The 17,344-nt window shown below is 57.5% G+C and carries 19 protein-coding genes; 11 read left to right on the top strand and 8 right to left on the bottom strand.

Features of this window, described 5'->3' with window-relative positions; all coding sequences use genetic code 11:
- Positions 1-308 precede the first annotated feature (308 nt).
- Entirely contained in the window at positions 309-1,907 is a 1,599-nt protein-coding gene (locus tag ACR0DS_RS12500) for a phosphoenolpyruvate carboxykinase (protein ID WP_480546208.1), read from the bottom strand.
- A gap of 345 nt (positions 1,908-2,252) precedes the next feature.
- Between ACR0DS_RS12500 and ACR0DS_RS12505 the strand changes: the two genes are divergently transcribed.
- From ACR0DS_RS12505 to ACR0DS_RS12535, 7 genes are read left to right on the top strand one after another with little or no spacing between them, the layout of a single operon-like run.
- Positions 2,253-2,957 carry a response regulator transcription factor gene (locus ACR0DS_RS12505; RefSeq protein ID WP_267364197.1) on the top strand — a complete coding sequence of 235 codons (705 nt, stop codon included), beginning with the start codon at positions 2,253-2,255 and terminating at the stop codon, positions 2,955-2,957.
- 31 nt (positions 2,958-2,988) lie between these two features.
- Entirely contained in the window at positions 2,989-4,707 is a 1,719-nt protein-coding gene (locus ACR0DS_RS12510) for an ATP-binding protein (protein WP_480559691.1), read from the top strand.
- A 3-nt stretch (positions 4,708-4,710) separates the two neighbouring features.
- A complete protein-coding gene (locus ACR0DS_RS12515) occupies positions 4,711-5,181 on the top strand; it encodes an HPr kinase/phosphorylase (protein WP_480559693.1) in 471 nt (156 codons plus the stop codon).
- Positions 5,178-6,059, top strand: coding sequence for an RNase adapter RapZ (gene rapZ / locus ACR0DS_RS12520; RefSeq protein ID WP_480473854.1), 882 nt, complete (start codon positions 5,178-5,180; stop codon positions 6,057-6,059). Before ACR0DS_RS12515 ends, rapZ begins: the two co-directional genes overlap by 4 nt.
- A complete protein-coding gene (locus tag ACR0DS_RS12525) occupies positions 6,056-6,448 on the top strand; it encodes a PTS sugar transporter subunit IIA (RefSeq protein ID WP_209506320.1) in 393 nt (130 codons plus the stop codon). Before rapZ ends, ACR0DS_RS12525 begins: the two co-directional genes overlap by 4 nt.
- Before the next feature lie 16 nt (positions 6,449-6,464).
- Positions 6,465-6,734 carry an HPr family phosphocarrier protein gene (locus tag ACR0DS_RS12530; protein WP_209506323.1) on the top strand — a complete coding sequence of 90 codons (270 nt, stop codon included), beginning with the start codon at positions 6,465-6,467 and terminating at the stop codon, positions 6,732-6,734.
- Between the two features lie 40 nt (positions 6,735-6,774).
- Positions 6,775-7,674 (top strand): lysophospholipid acyltransferase family protein, encoded by a 900-nt coding sequence (locus tag ACR0DS_RS12535; RefSeq protein WP_480559703.1) that lies wholly within the window; start codon positions 6,775-6,777, stop codon positions 7,672-7,674.
- 47 nt (positions 7,675-7,721) lie between these two features.
- Here ACR0DS_RS12535 and ACR0DS_RS12540 read toward each other — a convergent pair whose 3' ends face one another.
- Positions 7,722-8,597: a 3-hydroxybutyryl-CoA dehydrogenase gene (locus ACR0DS_RS12540; RefSeq protein WP_209506328.1), complete on the bottom strand. Its 876-nt coding sequence runs from the start codon at positions 8,595-8,597 to the stop codon at positions 7,722-7,724.
- Positions 8,598-8,762: 165 nt separating this feature from the next.
- Between ACR0DS_RS12540 and ACR0DS_RS12545 the strand changes: the two genes are divergently transcribed.
- On the top strand, positions 8,763-9,566 hold the full coding sequence (locus ACR0DS_RS12545) for a DUF6473 family protein (RefSeq protein WP_480559695.1): 804 nt from the start codon (positions 8,763-8,765) through the stop codon (positions 9,564-9,566).
- 59 nt (positions 9,567-9,625) lie between these two features.
- Here the strand turns inward: ACR0DS_RS12545 and ACR0DS_RS12550 are convergent, their stop codons facing one another.
- The 6 genes from ACR0DS_RS12550 to ACR0DS_RS12575 all read right to left on the bottom strand — a co-directional run bounded on the left by ACR0DS_RS12550 (position 9,626) and on the right by ACR0DS_RS12575 (position 13,893).
- A complete protein-coding gene (locus ACR0DS_RS12550; RefSeq protein ID WP_480559697.1) occupies positions 9,626-10,555 on the bottom strand; it encodes an electron transfer flavoprotein subunit alpha/FixB family protein in 930 nt (309 codons plus the stop codon).
- Entirely contained in the window at positions 10,555-11,313 is a 759-nt protein-coding gene (locus tag ACR0DS_RS12555) for an electron transfer flavoprotein subunit beta/FixA family protein (protein WP_209506332.1), read from the bottom strand. Before ACR0DS_RS12555 ends, ACR0DS_RS12550 begins: the two co-directional genes overlap by 1 nt.
- A 200-nt stretch (positions 11,314-11,513) precedes the next feature.
- On the bottom strand, positions 11,514-12,086 hold the full coding sequence (locus ACR0DS_RS12560) for a cob(I)yrinic acid a,c-diamide adenosyltransferase (protein ID WP_209506334.1): 573 nt from the start codon (positions 12,084-12,086) through the stop codon (positions 11,514-11,516).
- On the bottom strand, positions 12,086-12,289 hold the full coding sequence (locus ACR0DS_RS12565) for a twin transmembrane helix small protein (protein WP_209506337.1): 204 nt from the start codon (positions 12,287-12,289) through the stop codon (positions 12,086-12,088). Before ACR0DS_RS12565 ends, ACR0DS_RS12560 begins: the two co-directional genes overlap by 1 nt.
- A gap of 77 nt (positions 12,290-12,366) precedes the next feature.
- Positions 12,367-13,194, bottom strand: a complete 828-nt coding sequence (locus ACR0DS_RS12570; RefSeq protein WP_209506339.1) for an SDR family NAD(P)-dependent oxidoreductase — start codon at positions 13,192-13,194, stop codon at positions 12,367-12,369.
- Positions 13,195-13,263: 69 nt separating this feature from the next.
- A complete protein-coding gene (locus tag ACR0DS_RS12575) occupies positions 13,264-13,893 on the bottom strand; it encodes an SH3 domain-containing protein (protein ID WP_480560851.1) in 630 nt (209 codons plus the stop codon).
- Between the two features lie 201 nt (positions 13,894-14,094).
- Between ACR0DS_RS12575 and ACR0DS_RS12580 the strand changes: the two genes are divergently transcribed.
- The 3 genes from ACR0DS_RS12580 to ACR0DS_RS12590 form a co-directional block, all read left to right on the top strand.
- Positions 14,095-16,443: a DNA topoisomerase IV subunit A gene (locus ACR0DS_RS12580; protein ID WP_267364212.1), complete on the top strand. Its 2,349-nt coding sequence runs from the start codon at positions 14,095-14,097 to the stop codon at positions 16,441-16,443.
- 96 nt (positions 16,444-16,539) lie between these two features.
- On the top strand, positions 16,540-17,109 hold the full coding sequence (locus ACR0DS_RS12585; RefSeq protein ID WP_480483738.1) for a hypothetical protein: 570 nt from the start codon (positions 16,540-16,542) through the stop codon (positions 17,107-17,109).
- Positions 17,110-17,241: 132 nt separating this feature from the next.
- Positions 17,242-17,344 (top strand): GTP-binding protein (locus ACR0DS_RS12590; protein ID WP_155125489.1); only part of this gene is annotated, 103 nt, incomplete at its 3' end.

Below are 17,344 nucleotides of genomic sequence, written 5' to 3' on the forward strand. Positions count from 1 at the left end.
TACCAACCAGCCAGTCCCATGTTGACACTCATCCCCGTTTACTTAGACTAGAAGCCTGATTAGGTTGCTCAATCCAGCGTTGTGAGTGTGCGCATATGAGCTTCCATAAAGTCCTTTCAGTCAGTGCCCGGCGCGAATGTGCCGGGCTTTTTCGTCTCAACAGTAAATATGCCTAGCGCAGATCGCACTTTGAAACAACGCACTTGTATGTGCTTTTAACGACATACAACTATAAGATGAGTATTCGGCGGACAGCAAAAAAGCTACGGATCGGCAAAAAGAAAGGGGCCTGACGGCCCCTTTTTCGTTCATCCGATTGCGACGGCTTTGATGTCGTCGTCAATGAACGGCAGATACTGCTCAAAGTTCTCGGCAAACATCTGCACCAGTTTCTCGGCCTGCTTGTCGAATGCGGCCTGATCATCCCAGGTCCGACGCGGGTCAAGCAGAACTTCGGGGACGCCCGGGACAGAGACGGGAACGTCAAAGCCGAAATTGGCGTCCTTGCGGAACTCGGCGTCGCGCAGTGAACCATCCAGCGCTGCGGTCAGCAGGGCGCGGGTGGCCTTGATCGGCATCCGGCTGCCGACACCATAGGCGCCACCGGTCCAGCCTGTATTGACCAGCCAGCAGGTCGCGCCGTGCTGGGCGATCTTGTCGCGCAGCAGGTTTCCGTAGACTTCCGGGCGACGCGGCATGAACGGCGCACCAAAGCAGGTCGAGAAGGTGGGTTGCGGTTCTGTAACGCCACGCTCGGTCCCCGCCACCTTTGACGTGAAGCCCGACAGGAAGTGATACATTGCCTGTGCAGGCGTCAGCCGCGCGATCGGAGGCAGTACACCAAAGGCATCGCAGGTCAGCATGATGATGTTCTTCGGATGACCACCCAGCGCGCTTTTGGAGGCGTTCGAGATATACTCAAGCGGATAGGCGCAACGCATGTTCGCTGTCAGCGAGTCGTCGTCGAAATCCAGTTTCTTGGTCTCGGGGTCAAAGACCATGTTTTCGATCACTGTGCCGAATTTCGAGGTGGTCGCATAAATTTCCGGCTCGGCTTCGGCGTTCAGGTTGATGGTCTTGGCATAGCAGCCGCCTTCGAAGTTGAAGGTGCCCCGATCTGACCAGCCGTGCTCGTCATCTCCGATCAGCGTGCGCGAAGGATCAGCGGACAGGGTTGTTTTTCCGGTGCCGGACAGACCAAAGAACACGGCGGTATCGACCGCGTTTCCGACAGCATGGTTGGCCGAGCAGTGCATCGGCATAACGCCTTTTTCCGGCAGCATGTAGTTCAGCAGGGTAAAGACGGATTTCTTGTTCTCACCCGCGTATTCGGTGCCGCCGATCAGAATCAGCTTGCGGTCGAAATTCAGCGCAATAACCGTCTCGCTGCGGCAGTTATGTTTGGCCGGGTCAGCCTGAAAGCTGGGGCAGTTGATGATGGTGAAGTCCGCGGTGAACTCATCCAGATCCTCGCGATCCGGGCGGCGTAGCAGGTGACGGATGAACAGGTTGTGCCAGGCAAGCTCGGTCACCATGCGCACGTTGATCGCGTAGGTCGGATCGGCACCACCGACGAGATCCTGCACGAAATAGTCGCGGCCTTTCATATGGGCCAGCATGTCTTGGTAGAGGGCGTCAAATCCCTCGGGGGTCATCTCGGCATTGTTTTCCCACCAGATAGTGTCAGCCACGCTGCTGGTTTTGACGACGTGCTTGTCCTTGGGCGAGCGACCGGTGAACTTGCCAGTGGTGACCAGAAAGGCACCGCCATTCCCAAGTGTACCTTCGCCGCGCTTCAGCGCTTCTTCGATCAGCGACGGTTCCATGAAGTTATAATAGACATTGCCCAGACCCTCGATGCCCTGATCCTCGAGGCGGAATTGCGGGTTAACCCGTCCAGATGTCATGTGTATCTTCTCCTGTGGCGGCGCGGGGGCTTTGGGCCCTGAGGCGCCTTTGGGGCAGTGTACCGGGAAAACCGGCGGTTGGGCGCGTCTTACCACGGTCGTTCAGGACATGAACAGGCGGGTTTGACGCAGTTAGCGCAACCAAGTTCGGGTTTAGCGCCATCACAAATTCAATGACCGAGAACCGGGCATATTTTTGCGGGCATAAAGGCAAATTTGCCGCAGACCTGCCGCAACAAAGGCACGATTCGCAGTTACGGATTGATTCGGCGTCTTAAAACCGCCAACAATGCCTTACAAATAAGCGAATTATTGCGCGAGTGAGCAGGAATAGGGGTGAGCCCGATGTCAAAGATTGCACTTGTGGATGACGATAGAAACATTCTGACGTCTGTATCCATGACACTCGAAGCCGAAGGTTTCGAGGTTGAAACTTATAATGATGGCCAGGCCGCGTTGGATGCGTTCAACAAAAAGCTGCCTGATATGGCCGTACTCGATATAAAGATGCCGCGAATGGATGGCATGGATCTGCTGCAACGGCTGCGTCAGAAAACGCAGATGCCGGTGATTTTTCTGACCTCGAAAGATGATGAAATCGACGAGGTTCTGGGTCTGCGCATGGGCGCGGATGACTATGTGAAGAAGCCCTTCTCGCAACGGTTGCTGGTTGAGCGTATCCGCGCTCTGCTGCGTCGGCAAGAAGCAACAAGCGGCGACGCGATTGCGGCCAATAGCAACGACACAAAGGTTATGGAACGCGGCGACTTGCGGATGGACCCGCTTCGCCATGCGGTCAGCTGGAAAGGGAATGATGTATCCCTGACCGTGACCGAATTCCTGCTTCTTCAGGCACTTGCCCAGCGTCCGGGTTTCGTCAAAAGCCGCGACCAGCTGATGGATGTGGCCTATGATGATCAGGTTTATGTGGATGACCGGACGATCGACAGCCACATCAAGCGTCTGCGCAAGAAGATGCGCGCGGCTGATCCCGAGTTTTCGGCGATCGAAACCCTTTATGGTATCGGTTATCGGTACAACGAAGAATAGGCGCCACGCCAGCAAGGGGTAATGGGCTCTCGTGCGCGACACCGAAGCAGCCAGCGAACTACGTGACGGTGACGTCGTACTCGGGGATGACTGGGTCATTCCCGACGATACCGAGTCAGCGGAACTGAGGGAAAAGCGGTCCCAGAGAAACCTGTTTTCTCTGCGAGGCTCGCCTTTGGCGCGCAAGATCATCACCTTTAACCTGATCGCGCTGGTGATCCTGGTTACAGGATTGCTGTATCTGGACGATTCGCGGAAAGAGACGGTTCAGCAGACGGCGCGTAATCTGCTTGGCGATGCGCAGCTGGTCAGCAACGTCTTTGAAACCCAGCTGCGCCAGGGTGCGGCGCACACGGCGCAGGATGCTGGCAACCTCGACGTCAGAGATACGCTGTCAGGATTGTCACTTCCCGAAGGCGGCGAAGTCTTTGTCTATGACGCCAGTGGCACCCTGATTGGCTGGACACGCGGTGCCCCGCAAGTGTCGGCCATGCCGGTTCTTCTGCAATCCAATTCCGAGGTGCAAACCGGCAGCACGGTGATCAGCGACACGCTGAACGCGGTCTGGATCGGTGTATCGAACCTTCTCAACTGGTCGACCGAGGTCGAGGCACCGACTCTGGCACAGCGTGTACAGGGAATTATCCCACAGGCGCTGGCAGGTCAAAGGCAGGTTCAGGCAGTTCAGGACGCCGCAGGTGAGACCGTGATCGTAGCCGCTGCGCCGATCCTCTACGAAGATACCCCGGCCGGAGCTGTTGCAATCACAGGCCCCGCCGGTGAGATCGACGCATTGGCCCGCCGCGAGCAGGAGCGAATTCTGCAAATGTTCGTGGTGGCTTTGCTGGTTTCGGTGGGCCTGAGCCTTGTGCTGGCTTCGACCATCGCCAACCCGCTGGCAGATCTGGCCGCAGCGGCGGAAATGGGTAAGGACCGAGGCACAGGGGTTAATCCGGGGCGCATTCGCATCCCTGATCTAAGCGCCCGTCCGGATGAAATCGGTCGCCTCAGCCGCGCTTTACGGGGCATGGTGACTGCTCTGTATAATCGGATTGACGCAAACGAACAGTTCGCCGCTGATGTCGCCCATGAAATCAAGAACCCCTTGGCCAGCCTGCAATCCGCTGTTGGCACGCTTCGCATGGTCAAGCGCGAAGATCAGCGCGACAAGCTGCTGGGTGTAATCGAACATGACGTTCGGCGCCTGGACCGGCTGGTCAGCGACATCTCGAACGCGTCACGTCTTGATGCGGAACTGGTTAAGGAAGAAGAACAACCCTTTGATCTGCTCAAGCTGATTGGCAATATCGGTCAATATCTGGGTGAAGACGCGCGGTCCAAGGGGATCGACTATATCACCGATCTGCCATCCGAACCGATTGTCATCAACGGGCTTGAGGCACGGCTGGCGCAGGTGTTCGTCAATCTGATCACCAATGCCATTTCCTTCTGTGAAGAAAGTGATGCCATCCGCGTCTGGGTACGTCAGCGAGACAACCGTGTTCTTGTCGTGGTCGAAGACACCGGGCCGGGTATTCCGGAACAGGCCTTGACCAAAGTGTTCAAGCGTTTCTATTCGCAACGCCCGGCAGAGCACTTCGGTAACAATTCGGGGCTTGGTCTGGCCATCTCGAAACAGATTGTCGAAGCCCATGGCGGCGTAATCTGGGCTGAGAATATCCGCCCGACCGAAGCGGATATTACATCAGACCCGCTAGGGGCACGCTTTGTAGTGGGGTTACCTGTATAACTCATGCAAGCAGGTTCTCTGTCAGACGCCAAAGACCGGGACAGCGCTTGTGTGCACGCTTCATGCGTAACAGTGGCCGGGCGCGGGCTGTTGATTGTCGGTGCTTCGGGCGCGGGAAAATCGGCTCTAGCATTGCAGATGATGGCCTATGGGGCGGGTCTGGTCGCGGATGATCGGGTCGACCTGTCAAGGCGGGACCATCAGGTCATTGCCGCCGCCGTGCCGCAGATACAGGGTTTGATCGAGGCCCGTCACATTGGTTTGATCAAAGCGGATGTATTCGGACCGGTCTCCTTGGACTATGTTGTGGATCTGGATCAAAATGAGCCACAGAGGTTACCTGCCGAGGCGACAATCGTGCTGCTGGGGCAAACTGTTCCCTTGCTTCGCGGGGCAGGCGTGCCCAACTTGGCCGCAGCGTTGATGCAGCTTCTGAAATATGGGCGTGTACACCCGGAATGGCCGAACAAATGACAGAGCAACGGCGGATCGTGTTGGTTACAGGCCCATCAGGGGCCGGAAGATCCACAGCCATTCATGTCCTGGAAGACCTGGGCTTTGAGGCTATCGACAACTTGCCGATGGGCCTGTTGCTGCGCCTACTGGACAGTGCGGACAGCGACCGCCCAATGGCGCTGGGCATTGACGCCCGCAATCGCGATTTCTCGACAATCGGGTTTATCGAACTGGCCGAAAGCCTGGGTCGCATGGCGCGGGTGGATTTGACCGTTCTGTATCTGGATTGCAGCGACGACGTGTTGGTGCGCCGGTTTTCGGAAACCCGCAGGCGGCACCCCGTTGCCAAGAATGCCAGCCCTGAGACCGGCGTTCAGCGTGAAAAAGAGCTGCTGGCCCCCATACGCGAGATTGCAGATACCCTGATCGATACAAGCCATCTGAACGTGCATCAGCTGCGGGAAGAAGTTGAAAACTGGTTTGCGCCCCAAGGGGGGCGACATCTGGCAGTTTCTATCGAGTCGTTTTCGTACAAGCGGGGCCTTCCGCGCGGGCTGGACATGGTCTTTGATTGCCGGTTTCTGGCAAACCCGTATTGGCGCCCCGAGTTGCGGGCGGCGGACGGGCGGCACTCGGACGTTGCGCGCTTTGTTCAATCGGATATGAATTACGCACCCTTTCTTGAACGTGTTATGGATTTGCTTACTTTGTTGCTGCCGGCCTTTCGGGCCGAAGGAAAAGCACATCTGTCGGTGGCTTTTGGATGCACGGGTGGGCAACACAGATCCGTCGCAATGGCAGAAGCTGTTGCAAAGGCCCTTGCAGAGGACGGGCAGCAGGTGGCAATTAGACATCGCGAGATGGAACGTCGGTCGTTGAGTGTGAGGTCGGATTGATCGGAATAGTGATCGTTGCGCATGGCGGTTTGGCCCAGGAATACCTGGCCGCCACACAGCATGTGGTCGGACCGCAGCCCGGCCTTGTGGCCATTGCGATCGAACCCGACCACGATAGGGATGAAAAACAGGCGGAAATCTGTCGTGCGGCTGACGAAGTGGATATGGGCGACGGTGTTGTCGTTGTAACCGACCTGTTCGGTGGCAGCCCTTCAAATCTCAGCCTGCGGGCCTGTGCGCCTCAGGATCGGCGGATATTGTATGGGGCAAACCTGCCAATGCTCATTAAATTGGCCAAAAGCCGCCACTTACCCGTTGGTGATGCTGTCCGCCAGGCAATGGAAGCTGGACGGAAATACATCAATGCGCAAAATGTGACTTTGGACTAAAACCGGATTGATGAATATGACCACCCGAAGCCTGAAAATTATCAATGAAAAAGGTCTGCATGCCCGCGCCTCGGCAAAACTGGTCGAGGTTGTGGAAGGTTTCGACGCGCATGCCGAGGTGTCGAAGGACGGAATTTCTGCGTCAGGTGACAGTATTATGGGCCTTTTGATGTTGGCAGCCTCTCGCGGAACAACTATTGACGTCGAGACCTCCGGGCCGGATGCTGAAGCATTGGCAGAAGCTCTGGAAGCGCTTGTGAACGACAAGTTCGGAGAGGGGTTCTAAGCTGCCCTTGCCGGGACAGGAAGAACGGGAAGACCAGGAATTGGCGGAAACGACGCACGAGACCAAGACAAGCCCGGTGGTGGATGGGACCGCAGATCAGGGCGAGATCTACGACCGTAGAACTCTGACCTATGCAAACTCGTTCGATGACGCCTGGACTTCAACGGCCATTCGCGCCATCGAATGGTGCACGGGCAAGCTGACCATTCTGCGGATGGTCAACAAATTCGAGAAAAAGAACGAATTTTATCGTGGGCAGCGGTTCTGGGGTGGCGCGCTTGAGGTGATGGGGATCGACCTGACCACGCCGCTAGAGCAGATCGCCCGTATTCCAAAAACCGGCCCTGTGGTTGTCGTTGCCAACCACCCCCACGGAATGGTGGATGGTATGATTCTGGCCGAGTTGATCGGGCGGGTCCGCAGTGATTATCGCATTCTGACCCGCTCGGTCCTGACGGGTCTTGATGAGGCCGCGACATCTTTCATGATCCCGGTTCCGTTTCCGCATGACCCCGAGGCGCAGGCCAAGATGCTGGAAATGCGTGGCAAGGCGATGGACCATCTGAAAGACGGCGGCGTCGTGGCGCTGTTCCCGTCCGGCGTCGTCATGTCCTCGGATGACTGGTTCGGCCCCGCAGTCGAGCGCGAGTGGAATGTGTTCACTGCAAAGATGATCCGCCGTTCGGGTGCGCGCGTGCTGCCTATTTTCTTTCCCGGCAGCAACTCGCGCTGGTACCAGATTGCCAACAAGCTGTCGCCGATCCTCCGGCAAGGGTTGTTGCTGCATGAAATCGTCCGCTCGTGCAAAAAACCGCAATCGCCGGTCATCGGCAATCCGATCTCGGATCAGGACATGGAACAGCTGGAACGTGACCCGCGTGGTTTCATGACGTGGCTCAGAAACCATACAATGTCGCTGGGCAAGTCAGGCCAATCCTGACCCGTGTCTTCATCTGACCGACACCGTGCTTGGCAAGGTCGGTTTTGTTAGCGGGTCGGAACCGGCACCTCGCCGCGATAGTCATAGAAACCGCGTTGCGTCTTGCGCCCCAGCCATCCTGCCTCGACATATTTGGTCAAAAGCGGGCAGGGGCGATACTTGGTATCAGCCAGACCATCATGCAAGACGTTCATGATGGCAAGACATGTGTCCAGCCCGATGAAGTCCGCCAATTCCAATGGCCCCATTGGATGATTCGCGCCCAGCTTCATCGATTGATCAATGGATTGGACGCTTCCGACACCTTCATAAAGCGTATAAACGGCTTCGTTGATCATCGGCATCAGGATGCGGTTAACGATGAAAGCCGGGAAATCTTCGGCGCTGGCGGCCGTTTTGCCCAGCCGGTCCACGACCGCCTTGCAGGCTTTGAAGGTTTCCTCATCCGTTGCGATGCCGCGGATCAGTTCCACCAATTGCATGATTGGAACCGGGTTCATGAAGTGGAAACCCATAAAACGTTCGGGCCGGTCCGTGCGGCTGGCCAGACGCGTGATGGAAATGGACGACGTATTCGACGTCAGGATCGTATGCGGCAGAAGGTGAGGTTGCAGATCTTCGAAAATGGCCTGTTTGACCGTTTCCCGCTCGGTCGCGGCCTCGATCACCAGATCTGTCTGCCCCAGCTGCGGCAATTCAAGGGTGGTTGTAATACGCTTCAGGGCTGCCTGCATCGCATCGTCAGTGATTTTGCCGCGTGACGCCTGACGCGCCATGTTGCCTTCGATCGTGGCCATTGCGCTGTTCAACGCATCCTGACTGACATCATTCAGCAAGACATCGTATTCCGCCAAAGCCAGAACATGAGCAATGCCGTTGCCCATCTGACCCGCACCAATCACCCCGACCGATTTAACTTCCATGTTCAGCTGCCTTTGCCCTGGAGGATACCGGGACAGTATCGGCAGACCGGGGCGGGCGGCAAGGGGATCGAACCGGTCAATTTTGCTTCAAATGCGCGCATTAGGAGAATCTCAATACCTAAGGCCGCAAATTGGCAATTGGGTGAAAAATTTGGGGGGCTTGGTATGAGCTTTCATCGGGTAAGCGACGGCACAGAGGCCGCGTGCCAATATGCAGGATCAAACCTTTGGTTTCGGGCGCCGCACGGAAATCTTGAGACGCCTTATGTGGCCTGTCTGGGTGGAGAAGAGACGTTTGGCCGGTTCGTGGAATACCCGTACCCGGCATTGCTTGCCAAAAGATTGCCGCAACCTTGTATCAATTTTGGCAGTCTTTTTTGTGGGGCTGATGCGTTGCTTGCTGATCCGGGGGTCTTAAATCATGTCAATGGATCAGACCTTTGTGTGCTGCAAGTGCTGGACGTGCCGTACCAGTCGAACAGGTTTTATCGCGTGCATTCGCGTCGGAATGATCGGTTTCTTGAACCCTCGTGCGACTTGCAGGACCTTTATCCTGAGGTCGATTTCACGGAAATCCACTTTGTCAGGCATTTACTGGAGAGGTTGCGGGCCATAAAGGACGCGCGTTTTGAGGTTGTGGCGCAGGAGTTGCGAGAGACTTGGTTGCGCAACACATCCGAGCTGGTGCGACGGATCAAGCCACGGGTTGTTCTTCTCTGGCTGCACATACAGCGACAGGAGGATCGGCATCGCGACCTTGTCTTGCCCGTTGCTGACATGATCGAACAGGTTCGACCGTTGTGTGCCGATGTAGTGGAATGCACGGTCAGTGTGTCCTCCTTGTCAGACGAGATCGAGGACGTGTTGTTCGGGACGCTGCAACAGCCTGTGGCCGAGCATATGCTCGGCCCCTCCGCGCACAGGGAGATTGCTTTGAAGCTTGAGGCGGCTTTGAGGGAGTTGAATTGAAAAAGGCCCGCTCGGTGGCGGGCCTTTGGTGATTGTGGGGCTAAGGCCCCGGGCTGCGTTCAGCCGAGTTTTTCGGTCAGTTCCGGGACCGCCTGGAACAGGTCGGCGACCAGTCCGAAGTCGGCGACCTGGAAGATCGGTGCCTCTTCGTCCTTGTTGATCGCAACGATGACCTTTGAGTCCTTCATGCCCGCAAGGTGCTGGATCGCGCCCGAGATGCCGACGGCGACATAAAGATCGGGGGCAACAACCTTGCCGGTCTGACCCACTTGCCAGTCGTTCGGGGCATAGCCCGAGTCGACAGCGGCGCGCGACGCGCCAACCGCAGCACCCAGCTTGTCAGCCAAAGCTTCGATCAGCTTGAAGTCTTCTTCCGAGCCGACACCACGGCCGCCCGAGACAACAACACCAGCCGAGGTCAGTTCCGGACGGTCACTTGCGGCGACCTTGTCTTCGACCCACGACGACAGGCCGGGATTGTCGCCGACCGAGACGGTCTCGACCGCAGCCGAGCCGCCGGTCCCCGCCGCATCGAAGGACGCGGTGCGGATGGTGACGACCTTCTTGGCGTCGTTCGACTTCACGGTCTGGATCGCGTTGCCCGCATAGATCGGGCGCTCAAACGTCGAGCCATCGACCACGCCCGAGGCATCCGAGATCACCATCACGTCCAGCAGGGCTGCGACGCGCGGCATCACGTTCTTGGCGTCGGTGGTCGCGGGGGCCACGATATGCTCGTACCCATCGGCCAGACCCACGATCAGCGCGGCGGTCGATTCCGCCAGGCGATGACCCAGCGATGCGTCTTCGGCAACCAGCACCTTGGACACGCCGTCGATCTTGGCGGCAGCCTCGCCGGCAACGGCGGCCGAGCCACCTGCGGCCAGAACGGTCACGTCACCCAGCACCTTGGCAGCGTTTACTGCCTTGGCAGTGGCGTCCAGCGCCAGTTCGCCATTGTTGACTTCGGCAAGCAGAAGTACAGCCATTACACAGCCCCCACTTCTTTGAGTTTCGAAACCAGCTCATCCACCGAGCCAACGATGATACCTGCGGCACGTGCCGGCGGTTCTTCGGTCTTGACGATTTCCAGGCGCGGCGTGACGTCGACGCCGTAATCGGCGGCGGTTTTCTCATCCAGCGGCTTTTTCTTCGCCTTCATGATGTTGGGCAGCGACGCATAGCGCGGCTCGTTCAGGCGCAGGTCAACGGTCACGATGGTCGGCATCTTGACGCTGATAGTCTGCAACCCGCCATCCACCTCGCGGGTGATCTTGGCACTGTCGCCTTCAATATCCAGTTCCGAGGCAAAGGTGCCCTGCGACCAGCCCAACAGGGCCGACAGCATCTGACCGGTGGCGTTCATGTCGTTGTCGATCGCCTGCTTGCCCGCCAGAACGATGCCGGGCTGCTCTTCCTCGACCACTTTGGCCAGGATCTTGGCAACTGCCAGCGGCTCGATATCGGTGTGCACATCATCCGTCGCAACAACAAGGATCGCGCGGTCGGCACCCATGGCCAGAGCGGTCCGCAGCGTCTCTTGCGCCTGCTTCACACCAATTGAAACGGCAACAACTTCGTCTGCCTTGCCAGCCTCTTTCAGGCGAATGGCCTCTTCAACCGCAATCTCGTCGAACGGATTCATCGACATTTTGACATTGGCGAGATCAACACCGCTACCGTCCGCTTTCACGCGGACCTTCACATTGTAGTCAATCACGCGTTTGACAGGTACCAGTACCTTCATTGTAGCGCTTTCTCCTCAAAAAAACGGCAAGCCGCGAAGGCGACTCCACCAATGCTCTCGTCGGACTTGATAACGTCTGCTGCACCCGCAAAACAGAGCAAAATCGTCACGTCGTCGCGTCGGGACGTCGCGTTTTGCAGTTTTTTACCTTGAGGCACGCAAGATTGTTGCCCGCATTGCGCTTATTTTCAGGGAAATATTCAGCGGTTTGCGCCGGGAACCCACAGCACGTCGTCCTTGCCATCGTTATTTGCGCACCGGGCCGCGACGAAAAACCAATCACTTAGCCGGTTGAGGTATTTGACGGCCACGTCGTTAACCGGTTCCATATTTGTCAACTCGACCGCCAACCGCTCGGCGCGACGAGATACAGTGCGGCACACGTGCAAGTGCGCGGCCAGCCGCGAACCTCCCGGCAGGATGAAGCTGCGCAGCGGTTCCAGTGTTTCGTTCATGGTGTCAATTTCGGCTTCCAGCCGGTCGATCTGAGCGGATACGATTCGCAGCGGTGGATAGTCCGCTTCGGCATCCTTCTCCATTTCAGGGCGGCAGAAATCTGCGCCAAGATCAAACAGGTCGTTCTGAATCCGCGACAAGGCGGCATCGACTTCGCCTTCAGCCTCGGTGCGGGCCACGCCAACAAATGAGTTCAGCTCGTCCACTGTTCCATAGGCGGCAACGCGACCCGAATACTTTGCCACACGCTCGCCATTGCCCAGAGCGGTTTTGCCATCGTCGCCCGTGCGCGTGTAGATTTTGTTCAGGACAACCATTACTGCACCCCTTGCCCGCGTAGATAGACGTATAGCACGATCAAAATAACGGCGATGAACTGAAAGAGGATACGCAGACGCATCATCTTGTTGCTTTTCTTTGCTGCTTCCATGCCGCTTTTGCCGAAATTCGCGATGCCCAAGGCTAACACAACAACAACCGCCGCCATGGCCAGAAGCAGAATGACCATTAAAGGGTCCATATAAAGTCACCGTCCGGTTTTTTCGATTATCACCCATCTAGCGTCAAGGCGCCGAAAAGCGAACGGGAAATAACGTCTCAGATATCCGAAAGGATGCGGTCCGTGGCTTTTGTGGGCAGAATCCGGCGCAGAACCCCAGCGACATATGTCGGGGTGGTCACATAGTAGCGTGGTTTGGGGCGTCGCGCCTCGACCGCATGGGCCAGCTTGTCGGTGACGGCAGAGGCTGGCAGTTCGAACCGGTCGGGCGCACTGTTTTCGTATAGTCGCTTCAGCAGCGAACCTTCGTATTTTTCCCGCAGGGCCGAGTTTTCCCAGTCGATATATTTCTCGAACACGGGGATTGCCTTTTCCCTGAGCTTTGAGGTGATCGGGCCGGGCTCGATCAAAACGACCTGAATGTCTGTATCCCGCAGCTCCAGCCGCAAGGTGTCGGTCAGTCCTTCGATGGCGTATTTGGTGGCGACATATGCGCCGCGCCAGGGGAAGGCGACAAGACCAAGTACCGAGGAACATTGCACGATCCGGCCGTGGCCCTGCTCGCGCATGACGGGAATAACCTGTCTGGTCAGCTCGTGCCATCCAAAGACATTGGTTTCAAAGATATGACGCAGAGCGTCTGTCGGGACGTCTTCAACCGCACCGGGCAGCCCGTGCGCACCGTTGTTGAACAGCGCGTCCAAAGTTCCACCCGTTGCCTCAAGTACATATGACAATCCCGAGGAAATGCTGTCGCGGTCGGTATAGTCGATTCTTGGGCTTTCAAACCCCTGCGCGCGCAGGCGGTCACAGTCGCGCTGCTGTCGGCAGGATGCAAACACACGCCAGCCTCGTGCACGCATTCCGTGTGCTGCGTCCAGACCAATGCCCGACGAGCATCCCGTAATAAGAATCGATTTCTGCATGTGCCTTCCGAAGCTGAACCCCACCAAAAGCTAGGGTGGGGTTTGCGGCAGGGCAATGACGTCTGGGCGTCAGTTTGATGTTTTCCGGACAAGTGATGCTGAAATCCACCCGACCTGTTGCGCGGGCAACACGCGCAGGCGTAACCAGCCGGTGCCGGAATCGCTCAGGACCTCGACCTGTTGGCCAAGCGCGGCTTTACCGATGATGGGATAGATTGTACCGGGCCCATCGCGCAGATTAACCCGGGTGCCCGAGATTTCGCGGATGTCCTTCGGGGCCTCGGCAGGCGTGGGCAGTTCGACTGTGGGCAGCTCGGCGTCGGTGACCACCTGCTCCAGCGCGCTTACGCCCTGTTCCAATGATGCCAGGGTCAGGGTCACGCTTTCGTCTTGAAACAGCGAGGGATTGGCTTTCAGGCCAGCCGCGACCTGCGAGAGGAGGGCCTTTGTTTCGGTCTCACCCAACTGGGTTACCGCCTCGGCAACAGGTGGAACCACCAGTGCGGGTTTGACGGCGGCACGGGTGACCAAATCTTCGACAGGTGCCGGTTCAATGACCGGGGCAACCGGTTCTGCCACGACAGCCACGCGTTCCGGTTTGGCAGGGCGCACGCCGCGCGGTTCAAAATCAGGGCCACCGCTCATCACGTAAAAGGTCCAGCCGAGCGCGGCAAAGGTAACAAGTATCAGGCGCGTCATGGCGCATCCCCCAAAGCAATCGTAACATCAACAAATGGCAGCAAATCAATTGATGAGATCTTAGCATATTTCGGGGGACGAGTCGAAAAATGGGGGAAAACAACACGGTGTCTCCCCCTGTTGCAAAAAGCACGACTTTTCCCCAGCAATTTATGTGCTGCTCGCTTTACCAAGGCGCACTTGCGGCGTATCACATCATATATGAACGATACGATCGATGACCCCAACATGCAGGCCCCCACAGGTGGGGGCGAGGTGGCGGAACCGCTGCGCCGCGCGATTGGTGAGCGGTATCTGACCTATGCGCTGTCCACCATCATGCACCGGGCGCTGCCCGATGCGCGGGACGGGTTGAAGCCGGTTCACCGCCGAATCCTCTATGCGATGAGAGAGTTGCGACTCAGTGCAACCGGAGGTTTCCGGAAGTCTGCCAAGATTTCCGGCGACGTGATGGGCAACTATCACCCGCATGGCGACGCCGCGATTTACGACGCGATGGCGCGTCTGGCACAGGATTTCAACGTCCGCTATCCGCTGGTCGACGGGCAGGGCAATTTCGGCAATATCGACGGCGATAACCCGGCGGCCTCGCGCTATACCGAAGCGCGGATGACCATCGTGGCCGAGGCGCTGCTGGAAGGGTTGAACGAAGACGCCGTTGATTTCCGCGACAATTACGACGGCACCCTGACCGAACCGGTCGTGCTGCCCGCACAGTTCCCGAACCTGCTGGCCAATGGCGCAAGTGGTATCGCGGTGGGGATGGCGACGAATATCCCGCCGCACAACATCTCGGAACTCTGCGACGCTTGTTTGCATCTGATCAAGACGCCGGACGCGCGCGACGACACCCTGTTGAACTACGTGCCCGGCCCTGACTTCCCAACCGGAGGCGTGATTGTCGAGCCGCCCGAGAACATCGCGCAAGCCTATCGCACTGGCCGAGGCTCGTTCCGGCTGCGCTGCAAGTACGAGGTTGAAGATCTGGGGCGCGGCCAATGGCAGATCATCGTCACCGAGATTCCCTATCAGGTTCAGAAGTCCAAGCTGATCGAGAAGATCGCCGAACTGATCCAGACCAAGAAAATTCCGATCCTTGCCGATGTGCGCGACGAATCCGCCGATGACATCCGCCTGATCCTCGAGCCGCGCTCCAAGAACGTGGACCCTGAAGTGCTGATGGGCATGCTTTATCGCAACTCGGACCTCGAGGTGCGGTTCAGCCTGAACATGAACGTGCTGATTGACGGAGTGACGCCCAAAGTCTGCTCGATGAAGGAAGTGCTGCGCGCTTTCCTTGATCACCGGCAAGAGGTGCTGATCCGCCGCTCGCGCCACCGCATGGCCAAGATCGACCACCGGCTGGAAGTGTTGGAGGGCTTTATCGTTGCCTTCCTGAACCTCGACCGTGTGATCGACATCATCCGCTATGACGACGACCCCAAAGCCGCGCTTATGCGCGAGGATTGGGGGATCGACCACATCCGCGCCACCAGCGAGGCCGACTATGTCTCACCCAAACCGGGCGAGGGCGAGTTGTCCGAGGTTCAGGTTGACGCGATCCTCAACATGCGCCTGCGCAGCTTGCGTCGTCTGGAAGAGATGGAGCTGGTCCGCGAACGTGATGAGTTGATGCTGGAACGCGCCAACCTCGAAGACCTGCTGGCCGACGAAGGCCTGCAATGGGCCAGGATTGCCGAGCAGTTGAAAGAGACGAAAAAGACCTTCGGCAAAGATTACGAAGGCGGCGCACGCCGCACGCGGTTCGCCGAAGCGGGCGAGGTCGAAGAAGTGCCGCTTGAGGCGATGATCGACCGCGAACCAATCACGGTCGTCTGCTCTCAGATGGGCTGGATTCGCGCCATGACCGGTCATATCGACCTGACCCGTGAATTGAAGTTCAAGGATGGCGACGGGCCGCGCTTTATTTTCCATGCGGAAACGACCGACCGGTTGCTGGTCTTCGCTTCAAACGGGCGGTTCTATACTGTCAGCGCGGCCAACCTGCCCGGCGGGCGGGGCATGGGCGAACCCCTGCGCCTGATGGTCGACCTGCCGAACGAGGCTCGGATCATCGATATCTTGATCCACAAACCGGGGCGCAAGCTGCTGGTGGCCTCGGATGCGGGCAACGGGTTTATGGTGCCCGAAGATGACGTGCTGGCGCAGACGCGAAACGGCAAGCAGGTGCTGAACGTCAAGGACAACGAAACAGCAGTGATCTGTATACCGGTCGAGGGCGACCACGTTGCAATCGTGTCCCAGAACGGCAAGTTCCTTGTCTTCCCGATCGAGGAATTGCCCGAAATGACCCGCGGCAAGGGCGTGCGCCTGCAAAAATACAATATGGCACGCGGGCGACAGGGGACGCTGGAGCTGGATGGCGGTCTGTCTGACATCACCACCTTCAACTGGGAGGAAGGCCTGAAATGGTCCATGGGGGGCGACAAGACCCGGCATGAGGCAGATATGTCCCAATGGCTGTCCAAGCGCGCCAGCGTAGGGAAAAAAGCGCCCTATGGTTTCCCGCGGGACTATAAGTTTTCGTGATCCGGCCCCGGTTGCGGTAGAAATCCACCGATACGGCTTGGCACAACCCGTATCGGTGCGCTAGACCAAAGAAAAACAGGCCTATCGAGACGAGATATGTTGCGCATTCTGACCCTGATCACCGGATTGGCCCTGATGGGCGCTTGCACCCAGACACAGGTTTATGAACCGCCCGAGTCACTGGGGGAATTTCGCCTCGTGAAGATAGTTTCGTTTGCAGACAACGCTAAACAGGGGCCGATTTCCAGGGATGCTACTCCGCAAGAATGGACAGACGCTTTGGAGCAAGCCATCGACATTCGATTAGGGCGGTATGAGGGCTCACAGCGTTACATTATTGGTATAAGCCTTGAAGGCTATATGTTGGGGCCGCCGGGTATCGTTGTTTACAATCCAAGAAGTGCAGCGATCGTACTCGTTAATGTTTATGACTACGACACGAAGAAATTCTTGGCTAAGCAAAAACAGTTCACTGTTCTTGAAGATACTACGAAAGAAACAGCCCTTATTGGTTCAGGGCGGGTCAGAACCAAGGAAGAGCAGTTGAGCGGACTATCGTTGAAAGTCGCTGACGAAATCGAAGAATGGCTGGCTGAGGAACACAAAGAGAATGGCTGGTTCGACAAGCGGCCTGACCTGATCGAACTGCCGGATTCCGATAGCTGACGCAAAATCCGGCGGGATAAGCGCATTTCCCTCAGGATGTGCTTGATTTTCCCCTTTGAACCAAATATCTCGCGCGCGCAGATAGTAACCCGGGACCAAGGGTCCCCCAAATCGCAAAAGGGCGCCTGAGGAATGGCAAAGGAAAAGTTTGAGCGTAATAAGCCGCACGTCAACATCGGCACGATTGGGCATGTTGACCACGGCAAGACGACGCTGACCGCAGCGATCACCAAGT

This window comes from Ruegeria sp. AF5, assembly GCF_056541905.1.